Annotated in this window: 19 protein-coding genes; 6 read left to right on the top strand and 13 right to left on the bottom strand. The window is 56.3% G+C overall.

Annotated elements, in window-relative coordinates:
• Positions 1-147: 147 nt before the first annotated feature.
• On the top strand, positions 148-1029 hold the full coding sequence (locus L901_RS06615; protein WP_059754711.1) for an AraC family transcriptional regulator: 882 nt from the start codon (positions 148-150) through the stop codon (positions 1027-1029).
• Between the two features lie 132 nt (positions 1030-1161).
• Here the strand turns inward: L901_RS06615 and virB11 are convergent, their stop codons facing one another.
• From virB11 to L901_RS06550, 13 genes are read right to left on the bottom strand one after another with little or no spacing between them, the layout of a single operon-like run.
• A complete protein-coding gene (gene virB11, locus L901_RS06610) occupies positions 1162-2163 on the bottom strand; it encodes a P-type DNA transfer ATPase VirB11 (protein ID WP_059754708.1) in 1002 nt (333 codons plus the stop codon).
• An 8-nt stretch (positions 2164-2171) separates the two neighbouring features.
• Entirely contained in the window at positions 2172-3344 is a 1173-nt protein-coding gene (gene virB10 / locus L901_RS06605) for a type IV secretion system protein VirB10 (RefSeq protein WP_059754706.1), read from the bottom strand.
• A gap of 12 nt (positions 3345-3356) precedes the next feature.
• Positions 3357-4211, bottom strand: coding sequence for a P-type conjugative transfer protein VirB9 (gene virB9, locus L901_RS06600; protein WP_020810107.1), 855 nt, complete (start codon positions 4209-4211; stop codon positions 3357-3359).
• Positions 4208-4879, bottom strand: coding sequence for a virB8 family protein (locus tag L901_RS06595; protein WP_020810108.1), 672 nt, complete (start codon positions 4877-4879; stop codon positions 4208-4210). Before L901_RS06595 ends, virB9 begins: the two co-directional genes overlap by 4 nt.
• A gap of 3 nt (positions 4880-4882) precedes the next feature.
• Positions 4883-5149, bottom strand: a complete 267-nt coding sequence (locus L901_RS06590) for a hypothetical protein (RefSeq protein WP_059754703.1) — start codon at positions 5147-5149, stop codon at positions 4883-4885.
• A 36-nt stretch (positions 5150-5185) separates the two neighbouring features.
• On the bottom strand, positions 5186-6121 hold the full coding sequence (locus L901_RS06585) for a type IV secretion system protein (RefSeq protein ID WP_059754701.1): 936 nt from the start codon (positions 6119-6121) through the stop codon (positions 5186-5188).
• Positions 6122-6125: 4 nt separating this feature from the next.
• Complete coding sequence (locus L901_RS06580) at positions 6126-6359, bottom strand: EexN family lipoprotein (protein WP_020810111.1); 234 nt, start codon at positions 6357-6359, stop codon at positions 6126-6128.
• Positions 6356-7054, bottom strand: a complete 699-nt coding sequence (gene virB5 / locus L901_RS06575; protein WP_059754698.1) for a P-type DNA transfer protein VirB5 — start codon at positions 7052-7054, stop codon at positions 6356-6358. Before virB5 ends, L901_RS06580 begins: the two co-directional genes overlap by 4 nt.
• Complete coding sequence (locus L901_RS06570; RefSeq protein ID WP_059755039.1) at positions 7054-9435, bottom strand: VirB4 family type IV secretion/conjugal transfer ATPase; 2382 nt, start codon at positions 9433-9435, stop codon at positions 7054-7056. The genes virB5 and L901_RS06570 overlap by 1 nt, the downstream gene beginning before the upstream one ends.
• Positions 9428-9769 carry a type IV secretion system protein VirB3 gene (locus tag L901_RS06565; protein ID WP_059754695.1) on the bottom strand — a complete coding sequence of 114 codons (342 nt, stop codon included), beginning with the start codon at positions 9767-9769 and terminating at the stop codon, positions 9428-9430. The genes L901_RS06570 and L901_RS06565 overlap by 8 nt, the downstream gene beginning before the upstream one ends.
• Positions 9770-9771: 2 nt before the next feature.
• Positions 9772-10071: a TrbC/VirB2 family protein gene (locus L901_RS06560; protein ID WP_059754692.1), complete on the bottom strand. Its 300-nt coding sequence runs from the start codon at positions 10069-10071 to the stop codon at positions 9772-9774.
• A complete protein-coding gene (locus L901_RS06555) occupies positions 10068-10754 on the bottom strand; it encodes a lytic transglycosylase domain-containing protein (protein ID WP_059754689.1) in 687 nt (228 codons plus the stop codon). Before L901_RS06555 ends, L901_RS06560 begins: the two co-directional genes overlap by 4 nt.
• A gap of 2 nt (positions 10755-10756) precedes the next feature.
• Positions 10757-11296: a hypothetical protein gene (locus L901_RS06550; RefSeq protein WP_059754687.1), complete on the bottom strand. Its 540-nt coding sequence runs from the start codon at positions 11294-11296 to the stop codon at positions 10757-10759.
• A 93-nt stretch (positions 11297-11389) separates the two neighbouring features.
• Between L901_RS06550 and L901_RS06545 the strand changes: the two genes are divergently transcribed.
• From L901_RS06545 to L901_RS06525, 5 genes are all read left to right on the top strand, one after another.
• Positions 11390-11752, top strand: a complete 363-nt coding sequence (locus L901_RS06545) for a MarR family transcriptional regulator (protein WP_059754683.1) — start codon at positions 11390-11392, stop codon at positions 11750-11752.
• 771 nt (positions 11753-12523) lie between these two features.
• Positions 12524-13714, top strand: a complete 1191-nt coding sequence (repA, locus tag L901_RS06540) for a plasmid partitioning protein RepA (RefSeq protein ID WP_059754680.1) — start codon at positions 12524-12526, stop codon at positions 13712-13714.
• Between the two features lie 84 nt (positions 13715-13798).
• The gene (repB, locus tag L901_RS06535) at positions 13799-14794 is read left to right on the top strand and encodes a plasmid partitioning protein RepB (RefSeq protein WP_059754677.1); all 996 of its coding nucleotides are present in this window, start codon (positions 13799-13801) and stop codon (positions 14792-14794) included.
• Between the two features lie 157 nt (positions 14795-14951).
• Positions 14952-16184: a plasmid replication protein RepC gene (gene repC, locus L901_RS06530; protein WP_059754674.1), complete on the top strand. Its 1233-nt coding sequence runs from the start codon at positions 14952-14954 to the stop codon at positions 16182-16184.
• A 274-nt stretch (positions 16185-16458) separates the two neighbouring features.
• Positions 16459-17337, top strand: a complete 879-nt coding sequence (locus L901_RS06525; protein ID WP_147401468.1) for a hypothetical protein — start codon at positions 16459-16461, stop codon at positions 17335-17337.
• The last annotated feature ends 336 nt before the right edge of the window (positions 17338-17673 follow it).

Genomic DNA, 17673 nt, shown 5'->3' with positions numbered 1-17673 from the left:
TGATGATCTCAGCAAAATCTGACAGGGTCATTCGAAAATTGACCTTGTCTTCAGACGTTAACACCAAGCATTTCCGTTGACACGCCGCCATATTCCGCAAAAGTGATCTTTTGCATATAAAATATGATCTTAAAATTGAGTGGAGCAATGCATAGCTACTTCGTCTATATGCCTGACAATCGCCTCTGCGCGGCATGGGGCTGCACAGCGGTCTCGACCGGCTATACGGAAATTGCACCGCATTCCGATTATCCACCAAGCCGCCACCCCAACGATCACCATTTCAGCTGGTCGCGTGGCCGTATTCTCAATGCCTATCAGGTCGTACAGATAAGCTCCGGCAGTGGCAGGCTGGAATTTGGAACGGAGCGTCGGCAGGTGACGATTTCAGAAGGCTCCGTGTTCCTGCTGTTTCCGGGCGTCTGGCACCGTTTTGCCCCGGATCGACAGACCGGATGGACCGAACACTGGATCGAGTGTCGCGGCAGCGCTTTCGACTTTGCCCGCGATGCCGGTCTGTTGCAGCCGGAGCAACCAGTTCACGCCAGCAGCTCGGAAATTTCGGATGTGTTTGCGTCCATTCATTCGCTGGCGAAGGACGATTCCCTGCGCAACCAACCGCTGATTTCCACCCTTGGTCTTCAATTGCTGGCGCTGTTATGCCGTCCCACCGATATCACGCGAAACACGTCCGGCAGACTCGTTGACCGTGCTCGGATGATCCTGATGGAGCGGTGCGGGCAACCTCTTTCCGTCGAACAGCTCGCCGAAGAGCTTGGCGTCAGCTATCCGTATTTCCGGCGGCTGTTTCGCGAACAGACCGGAATGTCCGCAAAGCAATACCAGATGACGGTGCGGATCCAGCGTGCGAGCGACCTTTTGATGAATACCGATAAATCGATCAAGGAAATCGCCGGACTTCTGGGGTTTCACTCGGCGTTTCATTTTTCCACACAGTTTCATCAACTGGTCGGCTATACGCCGTCGAATTATCGCCTGCAGTGTTCAATAAATAAGACAAAGGTATAACTTTATCAGCACAGACTAATCTCGGCGCATTTGATGATTTAGGCGTGAGAAGGATATGCTGCAAATTTTAACCCACTCAGGAAGCTTGCCAATCGAAGTCAGGCCGTCGAGTGTTGATAGCCTTCCTTGATCTCAAAAGCCAAGTTCAACCCTGAAATATACCTCCATTAGTCTAAACGTCCTATCTTCTCGTTTACAATGCGCGACAACATCGATTCCCGATTTGAGCAACGCCAGAGAATCTTGCCGTGTAAGGCCCATCCCTCCCTCAGACTCTTTAATCAGCAGAGCTAATTGCTCGAAAGCAAGTTCTGCCGAATTCGCGTGAACGGTCGTTATAGACCCCGGATGACCCGAGTTGACATTGCGGATGAAATAGAAGGCCGTCCCGTCGCGGAGCTCCTGAAGCAAGATACGATCTGGCCGCATACGAAGACAAGACTCCAGAAGTTCGTTTGGGCCTGCGCGCGAAAGCCCCTGCCCTCCCTTCGAGTAAAATAGGCGAACGTGGTTGGGTTGGCAGATGACGAGTTCAGGGGTATCTTCGATTGAGATGACGCGCTCGTTTTGTGGGATGTGCTTGATGAGAGCCTTGGAAAGCGTTGTCTTAGCCGAACCTGTGGCGCCAGAGATTATGATATTCTTTCGTGCAATGACTGCCTGCCGCAAGAAATCCTTGAAACGCCCAGCGCGATAGCTTTCGTTCAATTCCTCATCCTCTAAGGGCCGGTCCACATTCGTAGCACGCGTTTTTGCAAAAAACCCTTTTTCCTCCAGATCGTCAAGGCTGAAATCGACCGACGAAGGCTTTCGAATTGTGATGCTGACGGTGCCTTTCATCGTCGCCGGCGGGATCACAATCTGAATCCGTTCGTCGCCCGGAAGCGTCGCCGACAAAATAGGACGTGTTTCATCGATCGACTGATGGGAAAAACTGGCGACGGCCCGGGAAAGGCGCATGAGCTTTTCGAAGGTCAGTTCCGGCGCGTCATAGGTCCGCCAACCGCCGGGACCTTCTGTCAGCACCTGCCCGGGCCGATTCACAATCACTTCATAGAGGGACGGGTCTTGGAGGTATGCCGAAAACGGCTTCAAGAGTTCGCTTACAACAGCCGAGTCCTGCCCCTCCGACATTACCTATCCTACTTCGTTACGAGCGTCGACTGTGGCGAGAAATCGCCCAGCACTGCTCGATCAAAAATACGGTTCCTCGGCTCTGTCACCCGCAGACGATAGATTCCTGAAAAATCGAGATCGCGAGCGACAAAGATCGAAACCAGTTCACCCTGATGCTTATTTAACGTCGGCGGAATGTTGATGGACTGTTCAACTGCGATAGCAGCTGCCTGTTGACCGGCGCTCGTGGTGTTCTGCGCATCGACATCACTATCCTGCAAACGACTGCTGGCATAGCTTGTCGCATCACCGACGATGGAAAGAAGAAGGGCGCTGCCGAACCGTTCCCACCAATGGGTATCGACATAACCAGCGACGCCGGCGCGACCAAGTGCATCGGTTGCCGGTGATGCTAGCGTCACGATAACGCCCTTCGGCGTCTTTACTCGATTCCAGAGAACGAAAAGACGCTTTTGTCCGCGTTGGAGCCCGCCGCGATATTCTCCGACAACCTGTGTGCCCTTTTCCATCAACACGACCCGACCGTTGTCCGAAAGGACATCGCGGTTGATCACGCAACTGGCGAAACCTGGCTGGTCGGAAGCCAATGCTGTTTCGAGTACGCAGGGTATCGACGCCCCCATCGCGACGATGAAGTCGCGGTTTCCAAGTGTACCGGCGCGCGAGCCTTCAAGTCGTGTCGGCCGCAGCAGACCGTCGAAACGCTGTTGGTCGCTGCTCTGCTGGTTCTGGGCCATCATGTTGTTGTCGAGCGGCACGAAATTCCCATTGTTTGAAGTGTCCGGATTATCAGTCTCTCTTCGATCTTTCGCGTTTTCCTGCCCACTGCTGAAGGCCATCACGGGCGCGCGGCGGGCAGAGTCGAGGAGTTTATCGCTCTCCTCCGCGACTGGTTCGACGACAGGGGTCGGCAACTTCACTTCAGGTACCACCTGCGCCGGCTCAGCCTTTTCCTTCGCCGCCTCAAACGGATTTGTCTGGCGAATAACCACGCGCTCGGGCTGAACATTCTCATCCTTTGCCTTCTTGCCCGTTGTCGACCACAGGGCGAAGCCAACGAACGCGACGATCGCAATCGCTACCGCGCCACGTTTCAAAAGAGGGTTGTTGTCGATCCGGCGACCGGTGATCGTTTCCGCACGCTCCCCGGGAATGCGAGTTTCGTCTTCTTGAGTCATGGATGTCGCTCCCTATTGCGCGTTGACGTCGCTTTTCACGATGCGCTCTACCGAGGGAGACGTCGTGTTCGTATCGGGATTGATGCCGACACGGTCGTAGGCCTCGTTGAAGACGCAGAGCACATCCTTGCCCCGACGCAGGATGAACTTGCGGCTGATTGCGTGCACCATGACGAGATTGCCATCGACGGACTTCGGAACAAGGCTTTCCGACCCGTCTGAATTTTCCATATAGATCGCAGGCATTTCCTGATTGCCGACGAAGGCGAACGTCGTGATCTTGCCATTGTCATAGACGCTTTGAGGCTCCAGTGGCTGGGAGCCCTGAGCCGAATAGCGCCAGTTCCGAGGACCATACGCTTCGTGGAGGGCCAGCACATTGTCGGCGTCCTTCGCTTGAGCGGCGAGAGCCCTAGACGCTGCCTGCTGCCGGCGAAGCTCAGCTTCATCTCCGGGGTATCTGAACTTCACGTAGAAATAGGTGTTCTGACCGGCTTCGACAGTGCCGTCTCGCACTGTCAATTCCATCTGGTAGCTGCGCGTGGAGCCATCCCGGCGCGTCGTCACCACAGATATGTTTGTTACCGGCTGGTTTTCGCGTGGCTTCAAGAACAGGATGTTGCCGGCCGGCGCGACTTCCCAGGCAACGCTGTTGCCAAGCGCCACATGGGCGATTTCCTCGTCTGCCGCGAACTCGATCTGCACGGAGGACCGCAAGGTGCCGACGATCCTGGTGATATTGAAGGGTTGGTAGTTCACAAATCGGACACGACTGTCCTGCGTAGCGCCTCGGGGAATCTCCAGCGCCAGCGCCGAAGACATGGAAGTTGAAACGACGAGTGCGACGATTGATGCGATGCGCTTCATCTCACCTCCTCCGGATCTGCACGATATTCGCTGACGACAAAACCGAGTGGGTTCACGAGCCGGTCTGTCGACGACATTGGGGCGTTGACATACGAGAAGGTCAGGGTCGCAACCCAATGAGTCGTTCGAACTTCCTCACCTCGTGTGATGGTGCGCATGTAACGCACAGAGACGACATTTTGATTGATCAGAGAGATCGACGCGATGTCGATCCTCGCGGTGGCGCCACGGCCATAGATGTTCTGAGGCGATTCCGGGTTGCTGCCTCGATACACGCCTGCAAACCGTGTCTGCTCCGGTTGGGTCGATAAGAGCGCGATGGTGCGAAAGTTTTCTTGTGCCTCGCTCCAAACATAACCCTCGCGGGCGCGCACATATTTGGCAGCGAAGTATTTTGTTACGGCCTCGTCGTAGGTGCCGGCCGTCGACGTCAATGCCGAAACGACATCGACAATACCCGTCGAATTGTCGACGCGCACCACAAAGGGTTCCACCGTCTTGAGAGGAGTGAGACCCGCGACCGCAAAGACCGAAACGCTGGCGACGATGCCGGACGCGATGGCGATCGACCAGGCAATCCGGTTCGAACGTTCTATCTGCATCATTCGATCCTGGTCGAATCGACGTGCCTTGTCGAAGTAACTCCTGAGATTATCTGTCGTCACCATGTCTCATCCCTCACAGCGGCGATAGGAACCGTCGATGTCCAGATGCGCGAAGGCTGCAGGCTCTCCGCTCTCTTCGGCAAAGGGCGTCACGGACATGGAGGAACTTGCGTTGGATTGCTGCTGTTTGAGCTTGCTGTCGCCCTCCCATTCCCACATCGAGCGGTTCAAGGGGCGGCGTGAATAGCCGTCGCATTTCGGTAAAGGGTAGGTCAGTGACGCGCAGCCGCCAAGCGTGGCGGCGAGGACGAGCAACAGGGCAGGCTTAATCATGCGGGCAGGCCTTTTCTTATTGTTCTGAATTGCATGTCATGCGCCGGCATTTCTCGATCCGAACGCGCGGCCAGCAAAGCGAGCCCCGCGACCAATCATCCGGCCGGTGTACGATGTTCCCCGAGCCAGCATGCCTTCATGCGCATCGCGTGCGGCGCCATAGCCATAAGCCAGCGACGCACCGCCAGAGGCCAGGGCCGAAGCGATGCCCGGTAGCTGGTAGAAAACATAGAGAGCGGCGATCCCGATGGCGCAGAGCGCGATTGGACGCATCAGCACGTCGCTGTAGCTATCGATCGCAGTGAAGGTCGAATCGATGCAGGAGATCAGCAGGGAACCGACGGCAACGACGAGCACCTGCAGGATGACGAAATTCGCGAGCTGCCCGATCCAGGACTCGGTAAAACGCCGCGTCGACTGGAACATGGCGAGCGCAATGAAGATCGGCCCGATCGCCAACACTATTGCCAGCGCCAACCGCGCATAGAGGGAGACGACGTAGCCGATCCCCGCGACGAGAAAGCTGACGCCGATCACCATCATGCCACCGGCGCCGGTGACGATGTCGACCGGCCAGGAGGCTCGTGACCAGATATCGGTCGCAGATGCCTGGCCTTTGTCGAGCAGGCTGTCGAAGGAGCTGGCGCTTGGCGCAGCACCCGAATTCAACGCCTGCGCGATCTCGCGCGGCAACACATCGAAGAAGATGTTCGTGACATATGTTTGATATTCGCCGGCGTTCTTGACCAGCATGACGATGATTGCAAGCTTTATGGCGCGAAAGGCGAAGTCGAGGATGGGTTCCTGCACGGAGCCACGCAGGACCAGATAGCCATAGAGGACCACATAAAGCGTGACGGCTGCCGTCAACGGACCGGTGACCCATTCGGCGATGTTCGACGTTCCATCAGAGACGAACGTCTCCAGCGGTCGCTTGAACTGTCCATCGATGAATTCGAACACCTGGTACATTGGATCAACCTCCCAGCGCTTTGCGCATGTTCTGGAGGCGGAGCTTGCCATCGGCCGCTTCCGCGTTCCGGCAACTGATCGTGTTCTGCAGCTCGCCCGGATTGTCACGGCAATCAGAAATGGTACGGCTCAGCAGCGCTTCGTCGGCGATGAAGTCATCGACGGTGTAAGTCCGCTCGGATTCCTGCGAGCAAGCGGTCAGCAGAAGGAGCGTCGCGACCATCGCGAGCGGCCTCATTTCAGTGCCGCCTTCATTGCATCCATGCGTTGGCGCCAATCCTCGGCCTTGCGCTGTTCATCGACCTCGGTCTGCGCTTGCTGCACCATCCTCAACCCCTCCATCCGCAGTACGTCGGTCTGGAGGAATGCCTGTTCAGCCTGCAGGCGTGCCTGCAAATCGGCGATCTCCTTGGCATCTCCTGCGGTGGAGATTTTCTCACGTAGCTGGTCGATTCCATCGATGCGCTTGGTCGCGACATCATAGATCTGCTGGCCGAGGCTCATTTGGCCCGCATTTTGATTCTGAAGACGCGACAGCTCTTTTGCATAGAAATCGTCGGCGTCTGTGCGGTAGGTCGAGTTATCTTCCAAGAACTTTGATGCGGAATCACCGAACACACCGGTGCCATTGCCTTTAAGCAGGCCCTCAATGGCGGCGAAGTCGGACGGAAGCGCCTTGCGGATCGCCGGATCATTGAGAACGCTGGCGACATCCGCCATATCGGTCAGCTTGTTGAGCGAGCCATAGAGCTGCTGCGCCTGCTCGATTTGCTGATTGAGCGCGTCGAGCTGGGACTTGAGCTGCGCGATGCTCTCGATCTGCTTGGCGATAGCCGACTGGTCGATGACCGGAATCCCCTGCCCTGCAGCACCATCGGCGGAAAGGATAAGCACTGTCGCGAGCACCGCGCTATAAAGTCGATAGAAAACCATCAGCTTGCACTCCTTCGCTGTTGGAAAACGGGAAGCCAATCCTTGACGTCATTCCCGACCTCCGCGCGGATCGCGTCGAGAAGTTCGACATTGGCGGTCCGGCCGGAAAGGATGGCGAGCTCGTCATCGAAGCCATTGAGGTCGAGTTCGGCAACGACGCTGTTGTGCCCCTGCTTCAACACGAACCGCCGGCTCTCGACGGAAAGTTCGCGCGCAATCAGTTCGTACTCGCGCTCCGTGAGCTTGAACCCGTCGACATAATCGGCATGGTTTCCGCGCGAGTTGGGCAGAAAGATCTGCGTTGGGCATTGCTCGATGATGGTGTGCGCGATCGGCGAGATCAACGCGTCGCGTGGGCTCTGCGTGGCAAACAGCATCAAGCCATTTTGCTTGCGGATCGTCTTCAGCTTGTTCTGCGCAAGATCGCGGAAGCCCTCGTCCTGCAGCGCTTTCCAGAATTCGTCGATGACGATGATGATCCGACGGCCATCGATCAACTGCTCGACGCGGTGGAACAGATACGCCATCAGCGGTGTGCGGATTTCCTCGTTGTCGAGGAAGTCGGTCATGTCGTAGCCGATGAATTTGCCGGAGCCGCCAAAATCGCCAAAGCCGATATCTTCGATGACGTTGTCGAAAACCCAGCCGAGCGGCCCTCCCCTCTCCCACCGTCGGAGCCTGGCGGCGATCCCTTCCGGGTCCGTATTGTTTAGAAAGGTCCGCAGTGCGCCGATGGTCCGTCGGTCCACGGGCAGGTCGGCGAGGCCATCGATAGCGCCGGAAATATCGCGAAGCTCAGTGACCGAGAGTTCCCGCGAGCCGGATCCGACAAGCTTGCCGACCCAGCGTGCCAGGAAGACTTTGTTTTCCGGCGTCAGGTCGAGGGCCCTCAGGGGAGCGCAGCCGGTGGGGACACCATTTTTCAGCGGCAGGTAGGTGCCGCCGGCGGCGCGAACATAGAGGTCCGCGCCGCGATCCTTGTCGAAGAACACCACATGAGGATCATGTTTTTCCAACTGAGACAGCATAAAATTGACGATCACGGTCTTACCGGCGCCGGACGGACCGCACATGAAGGTGTTTCCGAGATCACCGTAGTGGAGGTTGAAGTAGTAGGGTGACCCGGAGGCGGTCTTAAGCAGAGCGACAGCAGGTCCCCATTCGTTGCCGCCCTTCTGGCCGATCGGATAGGAGTGGAACGGTGACAGAGCCGCGAAATTCCTTGAGGTGATTGCGCCAGATCGCGCCCGGTAGCGGAAATTGCCCGGCAGCTGCGCCCACCAGGCTGCTTCGAGGCCGAGGTCCTCTCGCGCAACGACGGCGCCTCCATTGGTCAGGCTGGCGCGAGCCTTCGCGAGATTGTCCGTCAGGTCTTTCACTGTAGCCGCGAAGACGGACAGCGTCAGGTGATGCTCGCCGATCACGAACCGGTTGGACTCCAGATCGTCCATCGCATCGTCAAGTTCGTCGATCTGCGAGGCCGCCTTGTCGCCGCTGCTGACCAGCTGGTTTTGCTTTCGCCCCATGATGACGCGGGCGTCCGCCTTCGACGCAAAGCAGAAGGATTGGGAAAGAATGAGTTCAAACGGACTGGTCAGAACGCCGTCCAGCATGCCGGTCCTGGTGCGAGCCGGGTATTCCTTGAAGCTCAGTATGCCGGCAAAGCGGCTTTCGGCCTCATGCCGAATTTCAATCGTCTCGCGACCGATGATGACGCGATCCGAGTAGATCGCCGAAGCGATGCGGCCTTCGGTCAGCGGAACTCGCTCGCGCCTGCCGCCAACGATCTGGTGCAGCACCTCGCTCGGCTCGGAGAAGAGCATGCCGTCCTGATCGTACAGAGACAAAACACGTGGCTCGAAACGCTTCAAACCGGCGACCACATCGACGACCTTGTCCTGAAGCTGTTTTAGGGCTCCCTCATCGAGTTCCACGCCAGTGCGATAGGCGCGGCGAAGGCGCGACAGCAGCTTCGTAGCCTTGTCAGCCGGGTCGCGGGCCGGCGACCAAAGGACGGTCAGATAGAGATCATTGCGGAACAGGTCTTCGCGCACCATGCGCTCACGGTACTTCTCATTGAGCGCTGCGGAGAATGGCGTTGCAAATGTTCCATCCGGATAGTCGCTGTCCCTGCGGCGGATCAGGTGCGTCCAGAGGGCAAGCCGCTCATCGGCGATATTTCGGTAAAGCGTGTTGAGATCGCGATGGAGGGCGTTGAGGTCGAGCACATCCGCGGTTTCGAACGACACGCCTTCGAGCGCAACCATGACCACCAGAGTGCGAGATTCGAGCGCGATGGTCGTCTCGTCGATGTGCCGCACATAGGGAATGAAAGCCTCTGGTGCGAGCTCGCGGGATCTGAGAGTGGCGTTACTAGGCAAATCCAATATCCCTTTCGTCAAAGCGGCGGGCCAGCCGAAGTGGAGAGAGCGTCGCTCCACCCCAATAGGCACTGTTCCGCGTCCGGCCGCGCGTCTCGACCCAGACTAGCAAGATGCGGAACATGTTGTGATCGTGCTTTACAAGGGCGCGGAAGATGAGGTGAAACACGACGCCGACAACCGCATAGGCGATCGATCCGGCAACGATGTAAAGGATCGTTGTGAGCATGATGTTGAAGCCCATCGCCTCCATGGTCACGCCAGCGATCATCGCCGGCCTTGTGCACGCGATGAAGAGCGTGTCTTCTTCGAGGGCCGCCCGTTCGCTTGCCATCTTCAGCTTCCAACGATGGTGTTGACGAGCTCGGTGGCGCCGAAGATGCCGCCGATGCCGATGATCCAGAAGCCCGCCCGCCTCAGGTCCATATAGCCAAACATCCAGGCAATGCAGATGACGATCACTGCGATGACCGCCAGAAGCTTGGCAATGTTGCCAGTCAGCATTGTGACTATGTTCTGCAGCACGGATTCGATGCCAGCGGCCTGCGCGAAGGCCGGCTCGACCATCATAACCACGATCGTAGCGGCCATCACAGACGAAGCGACAATGGGTCGGATACGGGAATTCAATGTCATTCACTCTGCTCCAATTGATTGCCCTGAAACACCAGGACGGATGAACGGCGCCGGGACTTGAACACGTCCCATGCTGGCGGCGCGGAGAGCGCAACCGTTTTTTCCGTTGAGTTTTCCACCACCACCTCGGCGACGACGTCTGCCTGAGAAAGTTCGGCGGGAACGTCGGTCCTCCTCCCCTCCCCCGTGTCGCCGATCGTCAATCGGGCCATAGTCGGGCCGAGGCGTTTGATTTCGCGGCGAACCTGGTCGTCGTAGCTGACCATGGCCCCGACGGATGGATCGTCACGTCCGTAATAGGATTGCAGCATGACCTGCTCGGCCCTGGCGGGGTGGGCTCCTGCCTTCACCGCGAGGCGATAGTAGCCGTCGAGCAGCGTCGCTGTGGCCCGCAGATTGAGGCACGGATCGAAAGCGTCGGATATCGAGAGGTTCAGTCTCTGCAGTTCTTCCAGTCCGATCCCGCCGAGACCTATCTGGATGTCGTAGCGTTCACCCGCCGACGATGTGGCGATTTCGATTGCCTCGGCCTTCGTGGCGGGCTGCCGCTTAAGGGGCGCGCCGCTGTTGATCCGGATGTTGAACGGAGCGAACCGGCTTTCGAGGCTGACGACGCCCGCAAGGGTCTCCGATGCAACGAAGGGCGCGCAGGTCTGCGCAAGGTCCAGGAACGCAATGGGCATATTCAGAACCACACCCTCTGCTTACCGACCCCGTCGATCGTCACATCGATGTATCGAGGTTTCTCGCGCACTAAGGGCCGGGCGACGGTATACGCCATGCACTGATAGCGACCGTTTTCCCTTTGCCAGCGTGGCGACATCACTGAGCCGTTGCTCGAACCGCTGCCGTCTCGATCTCGCTGGCAGAATGTATCGCTCACGGCCTGCAGCGACGTCGAAATGCACGTCGCGTCGCTCCCGCGTGGGCCATAGCCAGCAGACAGACGGTAACCGGCATTGCAGTAGTAGGGTTCGTAGCGCGGACGCGAACTTTGAAAGCCGACGCCCGTGCAGGTCGGAAACGAACGCCCTTTCGCCAACCAACTCCAGAGCTTCTCGATCGGCGGCCTGCATTCGCCATATTGCGTCGGGCCGCCCGGATTGGATAAGCACAGGATAACCTGGCAGCCCCAGTCGTCGGCACGAGCACTTCGTTCCGAAATAGTATAGAGTGAGGCGAACCCTAACGTGGCTATAATTGTTCGAAAGAAAAGGCTCTTCATGCCCCCTACCCTCTGGTTTCTCCAATGTCAGGTGGAATTGACATGCGACTCGCCTCAATCCACATACTATGCAAATAATAGATAGTTAAATCGATGGCAAGTAATTTGAGTGACCGATGGCAAAGCCAAGCGTTATCTGTCTTCGCAGTGCGTGAAATCCTGGAGAAGCCGATTGAAGGTGAGTCGGCACAGTCCCGCATCAAACAGATCGGGATGATGAACATTTTGTATATGATGCACCAGGCTCACGAAAAGCTAACGTTATCAAACATAATAGAAATTACGGGTATGACGCGCGGCGGCGTGATTGAAACTGTGGACCTTCTTGTTCAGCGAGGCATCCTTCTCGAAACTCTCGGCAAGAATTCAATGGGGCGTGGAACGGCACGGCAGTTCCAGTTTGCTCCTGGGGTGTTTGAGAGCCTACGAGCTGTGATCGGAAATGAAAAACATTGATTTTTAGCTGACACAAAATGGTAGGTCGGTGGCGGCGACATCACCTCTGCGATAGTTGTGGGGATGTCGCGATTGATGGCCTGGATAGAGGACTCGCTATCGGTTGAGCAATTTTACAAGCCTTTTGTACCTAGCGTAGCTCCGGGTCTATCGTGCCGCCCTGAAGTAGTTTTCGCATCGTTGACGTGCTCATGTCAGACGATTCGCAAACTACTTCAGGGCCTGCGGATATGAGCCAGAACGATCGAGAACGCTCTAAAGCAAACAGCAAAAGAGTGAGCCAGCCCGATACAGATCAAGGTAGAATAGTTTTGTAAAAAATGGTTCCGCGGCCGAAGGGCGCGCAGAACGGAGCGAAGTTGTTTAACCAGCTTAAAAGCCGCAAATCTCAGGCTTCGATGACCGCCCGAACCGGTCGTATAGGTCCCATGGATATACGAAATCGACGCGTGCTAATGCGCAACTTGCATCCTGTGATTCTACCGAGTCGGGGGTGAAGCTCCCGACGAACACTGTATTGCGTTGAGCGAAAGGCTCTTTTTCATGTGCAAATCTGAATGCGGTGGGAAATGGTTGCAATGAAGAGATTCTGCCTAACTGTCGGTTTGTAATCAGAGATTCGGGCTGGAGGACACAATGACGGTGTCCGCGTTAACTCCCTGTTAACGTTAAATCCCTTGCAGCGGTGAGGGAATCGCGGAATAGTTTCGCAATTGATGGCGTTATGGCCATTTTTTCGAAAATGAAGCCCTCTGAGAAACAGTTAGCAAAATGAGCCAGTCGCAGCCCAACCGATTTGATATCGAGATCGCTCAGCAAGGGGCAAAGATCTCAAGTGCGTTGCATATGTTGCGCAGTCAACAATATCCGCCCGATGCTCGTAAGGGATTGCGCAAGTTCCAGCTTGGAGAAGTTGCCGACTTCATTGGTGTCACTCAGAGCCATCTTCGTCAAATTCATTCGGAGGGCAAGGGCCCCGAGATCGAATCGGTGAGTGGACGACGCTACTATACGGCCGACCAGATGTTGGAGCTTCGAGACTATCTTGAGGCAAACAAAAAATCCGACAAGAGATACTACGTTCCCCGGCGCCGCGATGGCGAGGCGATGCAGGTCGTGTCGGTGGTCAACTTCAAGGGCGGAAGCGGCAAAACAACGACCGCCGCGCACCTTGCGCAATATCTCGCCCTTACCGGCCACCGCGTCCTGGCGATCGACCTCGATCCCCAGGCATCGCTGACGTCACTCTTTGGAATCCAGCCTGAACTCGACGATACGGCGTCGCTCTATGAGGCGCTGCGTTTTGATGATGAGCGGAAGTCGATCACGGACGTTATCCAGCCGACGAACATACCTGGCCTGGATGTGGTACCCGCGAACCTGGTTCTGCAGGAGTACGAATATGACGTTCCCTTGGCCATTTCCTCGCGCAAGGGAGACGATGGCCGGCTGTTCTACATGCGCATACTCAACGCGCTGAAGGCGGTGGACGACAAGTATGATGTGGTCGTCATCGATTGCCCCCCGCAATTGGGCTATCTGACGATCACGGCGCTGATGGCCTCCACCGGAATTCTCATTACCATCCACCCCCAGATGCTGGACATTATGTCGATGAGCCAGTTCCTAATGATGTTGGGCGGCATTATGACCCCTGTTGCCGAAGCAGGTGCCGAAATCCGGGTTGAATGGTTCCGCTATCTCGTCACGCGCTTCGAACCAACAGATATCCCGCAGGCGCAGATGGTAGGCTTCATGCAATCGATGTTTGCTCAGCAAATGCTTCGAAACCATGTCTTGAAATCGACAGCCATCTCCGACGCGTCCATCAAAAAGCAGACCCTGTATGAGGTTGAACGAGGCGATTTCGTGCGATCGACCTATGATCGCGCAATGGAGAGCCTGAATGCGGCAAATGGCGAAATCATGGAGCTGATCCATGGAGCTTGGGGGCGCAAGTGATGACCTTGTCAGCCGTTTTTCTGTATACTTTTATTAGCTTATTCAATGCCTTGTCTCGGTTGATGACCAGTCTGGAGGCCAGATATGTCTCGTGAAAATCCGTTCGCAAAATTAGATATAGCTTCCATCTCCGCTAGCCACAGCCCCACAAAGGCAGGGTACGGTATGACGGGGGCCGCCAAGACGGTCGTCCGGTCTATCGAGGATCTGGCGGAGAATACCAAGAAGCTCATGGAAGGCGAAGTCATCGTGGAGTTGGATCCACGGTTGATTGACGCTTCCTCCGTTGCTGACCGTCTTTCCGATGATGGCGAGGAGTTTGAAGAACTCAAGCAGGCCATCAAAGAAGGAGGACAGAACACCCCTATTCTTGTCCGACCAAGTTCGGGTGATGGGCAGCGCTATATGGTCGTTTTCGGCCATCGCCGCCTGAGGGTCGCTCGGGAACTTGGAACACCGGTAAAGGCCGTAGTCAAGAAGCTGGACGACATCACGTCTGCGATCGCACAGGGACAGGAAAACTCCGCGCGTTCGAACTTGTCATTCATCGAGCGCGCATACTTCGCCCAGAACCTGATTGCGTCCGGATTGGCGAAGGACGTCGTGAGATCCTCTCTTTCTGTTGACGAGGCGTTGCTTTCGAAGATGCTCAGCGTCGTCGAAGCGGTCCCTGCCCAGATCGTTAAGGTGCTCGGCGCTTCCAAGAAAATCGGCCGCGACAAGTGGTTGAGCCTGCGTCAGCTTTTGCTCGCCCCTGCCCTTTTAAGGGCAGCGTCCGACTATGCCGCAGCCCCCGAGTTTCTCGACGTCGTCGAGGAAGCAAGGTTCGACAACCTTCATGACTACCTGAAGCGATACAAGGTGAAATCATCGGCGAAGAAGCCGAAGAACATCGCGTCTGGGAAAGAATGGACCTCGAGTGACAACTCACTGAATTTCGCCATGACTGCCAAGTCGAAGAGGGTTGCGATCGAGCTTTCCAATGTCGAGGCAAGGCCCTTCAGTGACTGGCTTTCGAGCCGGCTCGATCGTTTGTTCGAGGAATACAGAGCGTCAAAACCGGAAAACAACGGAGACTAAACCGCAAAAGAAAAAGGCCCCCAAACGGTAAACCGTGGAAGCCAATCTCGTTATCCTTAGCAAGATCGAGAATCGCATTTCCCGGAATCACAGTCAAGAGTCTTTGGCACCGATTTGGTGAGCGGACTTCTTTTGCCTTAAGAAAGGCGAGAGGGAAATGCAGACAGGATATATATCAACGCCCTTTGGGGGGCGGCCAATGACGCTTGCCTTGGTGAAAGGCCAGATGGAAGTCGCGGAAGCGGCACCAGGCCCCCGGGTTGAAAAATGGAAAGTGTTTCGCGATGTCTGTGAGGCGCGCGAACGCTTAGGCCTACAAGACAGAGCGTTGGCCGTTCTGGATGCGCTGTTGACGTTCTATCCTGAAACACAGCTTAACGCCGAGCGAGGGTTGGTGGTGTTCCCCTCAAATGCGCAGTTGTCAGTCCGCGCACATGGGATCACAGAAACAACGCTCCGGCGACAGCTCGGCGCTCTCGTCGAGGCCGGGCTCATCCAGCGTCGCGACAGTCCCAACGGGAAACGCTATGCGCATCGCAATCGTGACGGCGAAATCGAGCAGGCATACGGTTTCGATTTGGCGCCGCTGCTGGCTCGGGCGGCCGAGCTTGCGGCCGTCGCTCAGGCCGTCGCCGCCGAACGGATGCGTTTCCGTAGGGCCAAGGAAGCTCTCACCATCTGCAGACGCGATGTGCGCAAGCTGATCACAGCGGCGGTGGAGGAATGTGTGCCTGGTGACTGGCAAGCCGTTGAGGCGATGTATGTGAGCCTCCTTGACCGCCTCCCACGCTACCCCGACAGAATACAAGTCGAAGCAACCCTTGATGAAATGGAGCTTTTGCGGGAAGAGGTGCTCAACCTTCTGGAAACGCAGCTAAAACCCAAAAATATGCATGGCAATGCCATTCAAAATGACCGGCACATACAGAATTCAAAACCCGAATCTATCAATGAACTTGAACCTAGCTCTAGAAACGAGCCGGGCGAGAAGGCACGGCAGGAAGAGCAGACGAAACGTGCGGTTTCAACGAAGGCTGAGCTCTCAAAATCATTTCCGCTTGGCATGGTCATTCGAGCGTGCCCGCAGATCGCCGATTATGGACCGAGCGGCGCCATATCGCATTGGCGGGAACTGATGGCCGCAGCGGTAGTGGTTCGCTCGATGCTGGGGGTCAGCCCCTCAGCGTACCAGGAGGCCTGCGATGCCATGGGACCGGAAAATGCCGCCGTGGCGATGGCGTGCATTCTCGAGCGATCGAACTTCATAAATTCCGCCGGCGGCTATTTGCGTAACTTGACCAAGCGCTCGGAGCGCGGTGAGTTCTCGCTCGGACCGATGCTGATGGCTCTGCTGAAGGCGAACGGGGATGAGTCTCGCAAGGCGGGTTGATGGCATCGCGGTCGCGCTGGTCCGGGTCCGGCCTCAAGGTCGTCTGAAGAGAGGCGACCACGCATTCGGCAGATCGGCGACTTGTCAGCCGTTTTTTTTCGTGATTTTGTCATGAATTACAGTCGGTTATCGGCGTTGAACGGGCGAAAGAACCGCAATAGGCACGGCAGACGGCGAAAGCAAGAGGGTAAGAATATGATCGTAAGCGCCCCTACTGCCGATGAGCTAAATGACGTTTCGTTGAGACTGTACTTCTCGGCTTGGTCGTCCTTGATTGAAATCTGGTCCGACTTTGAGTCGTACTTTCGAGGGATTCGGCCGGGGCAAGGGGTCCGCATGGAAGGACGAATGGCAGCATTATCTGGTTGCCGCCCAGAGCGAGATGCAGTCGATCTTCTCTATCGTTCAGCATTCCAACAAACTCGGATTGAAGGCCATGATTTGTGAGGTGAGCCCCTATCTTCTGTTGATAGGCAACGATCTCAAGCTGAACGTCAATCCGTCGGCGGACCTGAGATTTACCGACTTTCGAACCATCGATGCGGTGGATCTCCCCGCCGCAGTCAACAATTTCTGCCCGCGCAAACTCACTCCGCAGTTTGTGCAAACCTATGACGATATCCGAGGGTTCAGGAACAAGTTTGTTCACCTTGGGCACAGTGACAGGCGTTTCGATCCGTTCGAACTGCTTCACTCACTGATCGCCATCTATTCCGAACTGTGGCCGGAGAGGAACTGGCTTCGCGATCGCGTCGACTTTGCGACAGAGGAACGCAAGGCCTATTTCTCAGATGGGAAGCATTTTTCGGTTCACGCGGGCATAATGTACGAGCAGGAGTACAACATCAAGCTGTTCACGAAGTCGGAATTCAAGACCGTCTTCGGGGAAGAAAAATCAAGACGCCGGTACCTTTGTTTCAATTGCCTTGATGAAGCGACGACGGGTTGGTCCGATTTCGACAGGGAAACCGCGAAGACCGCATTTATTTCGAGGTCAGACAATCAACAAATCCGATGCGCCATGGGCGAAACATCGTTTGTAGTTGAAAGGGTTGCTTGTGCGGAGGATGGATGCAAGGGGAACGTGATCGGGGCCGATTCTGATAATCACGACGGCCGCTGCCATACATGCGGTGAGTATACATCACCTTGACCTGGACGTTGATGCTCGAAACGAGGCGCCCGCGATTTTTGCGGCAGCTGTAGGCCCTTCGCGCGATTTAACTCTCTGCTAGTGAAGTTACCTAGTAGTTCCAGCCGGCTCTGGCTGACTTTTGTCGCTCAAGTAATGACATGGAGAAACAATCGGGCGCGAGTAACTTGACAGCTATTGCAATCCTAAACGCCCTTGCCGATCCCCATCTATTGGCTGACACTTTGATTTCCCGGGCTGAGGCCGATGACGGGGCCGATCAAACGGTCTGGCTGCCGTCGCTGGGTACAATCCAGACCGCACCAGCCGAGAACAACAGGCACATTCGACGACTGG

The organism is Agrobacterium sp. D14 (assembly GCF_001526505.1).
Taxonomy (GTDB): domain Bacteria; phylum Pseudomonadota; class Alphaproteobacteria; order Rhizobiales; family Rhizobiaceae; genus Agrobacterium; species Agrobacterium leguminum.
This window is presented reverse-complemented; position numbering and strand designations above follow the sequence as displayed.

Coding starts and splice junctions, on each gene's coding strand:
- L901_RS06615 (WP_059754711.1), top strand. CDS start 148: ATGCATAGCTACTTCGTCTATATGCCTGACAATCGCCTCTGCGCGGCA.
- virB11 (WP_059754708.1), bottom strand. CDS start 2,163: ATGTCGGAGGGGCAGGACTCGGCTGTTGTAAGCGAACTCTTGAAGCCG.
- virB10 (WP_059754706.1), bottom strand. CDS start 3,344: ATGACTCAAGAAGACGAAACTCGCATTCCCGGGGAGCGTGCGGAAACG.
- virB9 (WP_020810107.1), bottom strand. CDS start 4,211: ATGAAGCGCATCGCATCAATCGTCGCACTCGTCGTTTCAACTTCCATG.
- L901_RS06595 (WP_020810108.1), bottom strand. CDS start 4,879: ATGGTGACGACAGATAATCTCAGGAGTTACTTCGACAAGGCACGTCGA.
- L901_RS06590 (WP_059754703.1), bottom strand. CDS start 5,149: ATGATTAAGCCTGCCCTGTTGCTCGTCCTCGCCGCCACGCTTGGCGGC.
- L901_RS06585 (WP_059754701.1), bottom strand. CDS start 6,121: ATGTACCAGGTGTTCGAATTCATCGATGGACAGTTCAAGCGACCGCTG.
- L901_RS06580 (WP_020810111.1), bottom strand. CDS start 6,359: ATGAGGCCGCTCGCGATGGTCGCGACGCTCCTTCTGCTGACCGCTTGC.
- virB5 (WP_059754698.1), bottom strand. CDS start 7,054: ATGGTTTTCTATCGACTTTATAGCGCGGTGCTCGCGACAGTGCTTATC.
- L901_RS06565 (WP_059754695.1), bottom strand. CDS start 9,769: ATGGCAAGCGAACGGGCGGCCCTCGAAGAAGACACGCTCTTCATCGCG.
- L901_RS06560 (WP_059754692.1), bottom strand. CDS start 10,071: ATGACATTGAATTCCCGTATCCGACCCATTGTCGCTTCGTCTGTGATG.
- L901_RS06555 (WP_059754689.1), bottom strand. CDS start 10,754: ATGCCCATTGCGTTCCTGGACCTTGCGCAGACCTGCGCGCCCTTCGTT.
- L901_RS06550 (WP_059754687.1), bottom strand. CDS start 11,296: ATGAAGAGCCTTTTCTTTCGAACAATTATAGCCACGTTAGGGTTCGCC.
- L901_RS06545 (WP_059754683.1), top strand. CDS start 11,390: ATGGCAAGTAATTTGAGTGACCGATGGCAAAGCCAAGCGTTATCTGTC.
- repA (WP_059754680.1), top strand. CDS start 12,524: ATGAGCCAGTCGCAGCCCAACCGATTTGATATCGAGATCGCTCAGCAA.
- repB (WP_059754677.1), top strand. CDS start 13,799: ATGTCTCGTGAAAATCCGTTCGCAAAATTAGATATAGCTTCCATCTCC.
- repC (WP_059754674.1), top strand. CDS start 14,952: ATGCAGACAGGATATATATCAACGCCCTTTGGGGGGCGGCCAATGACG.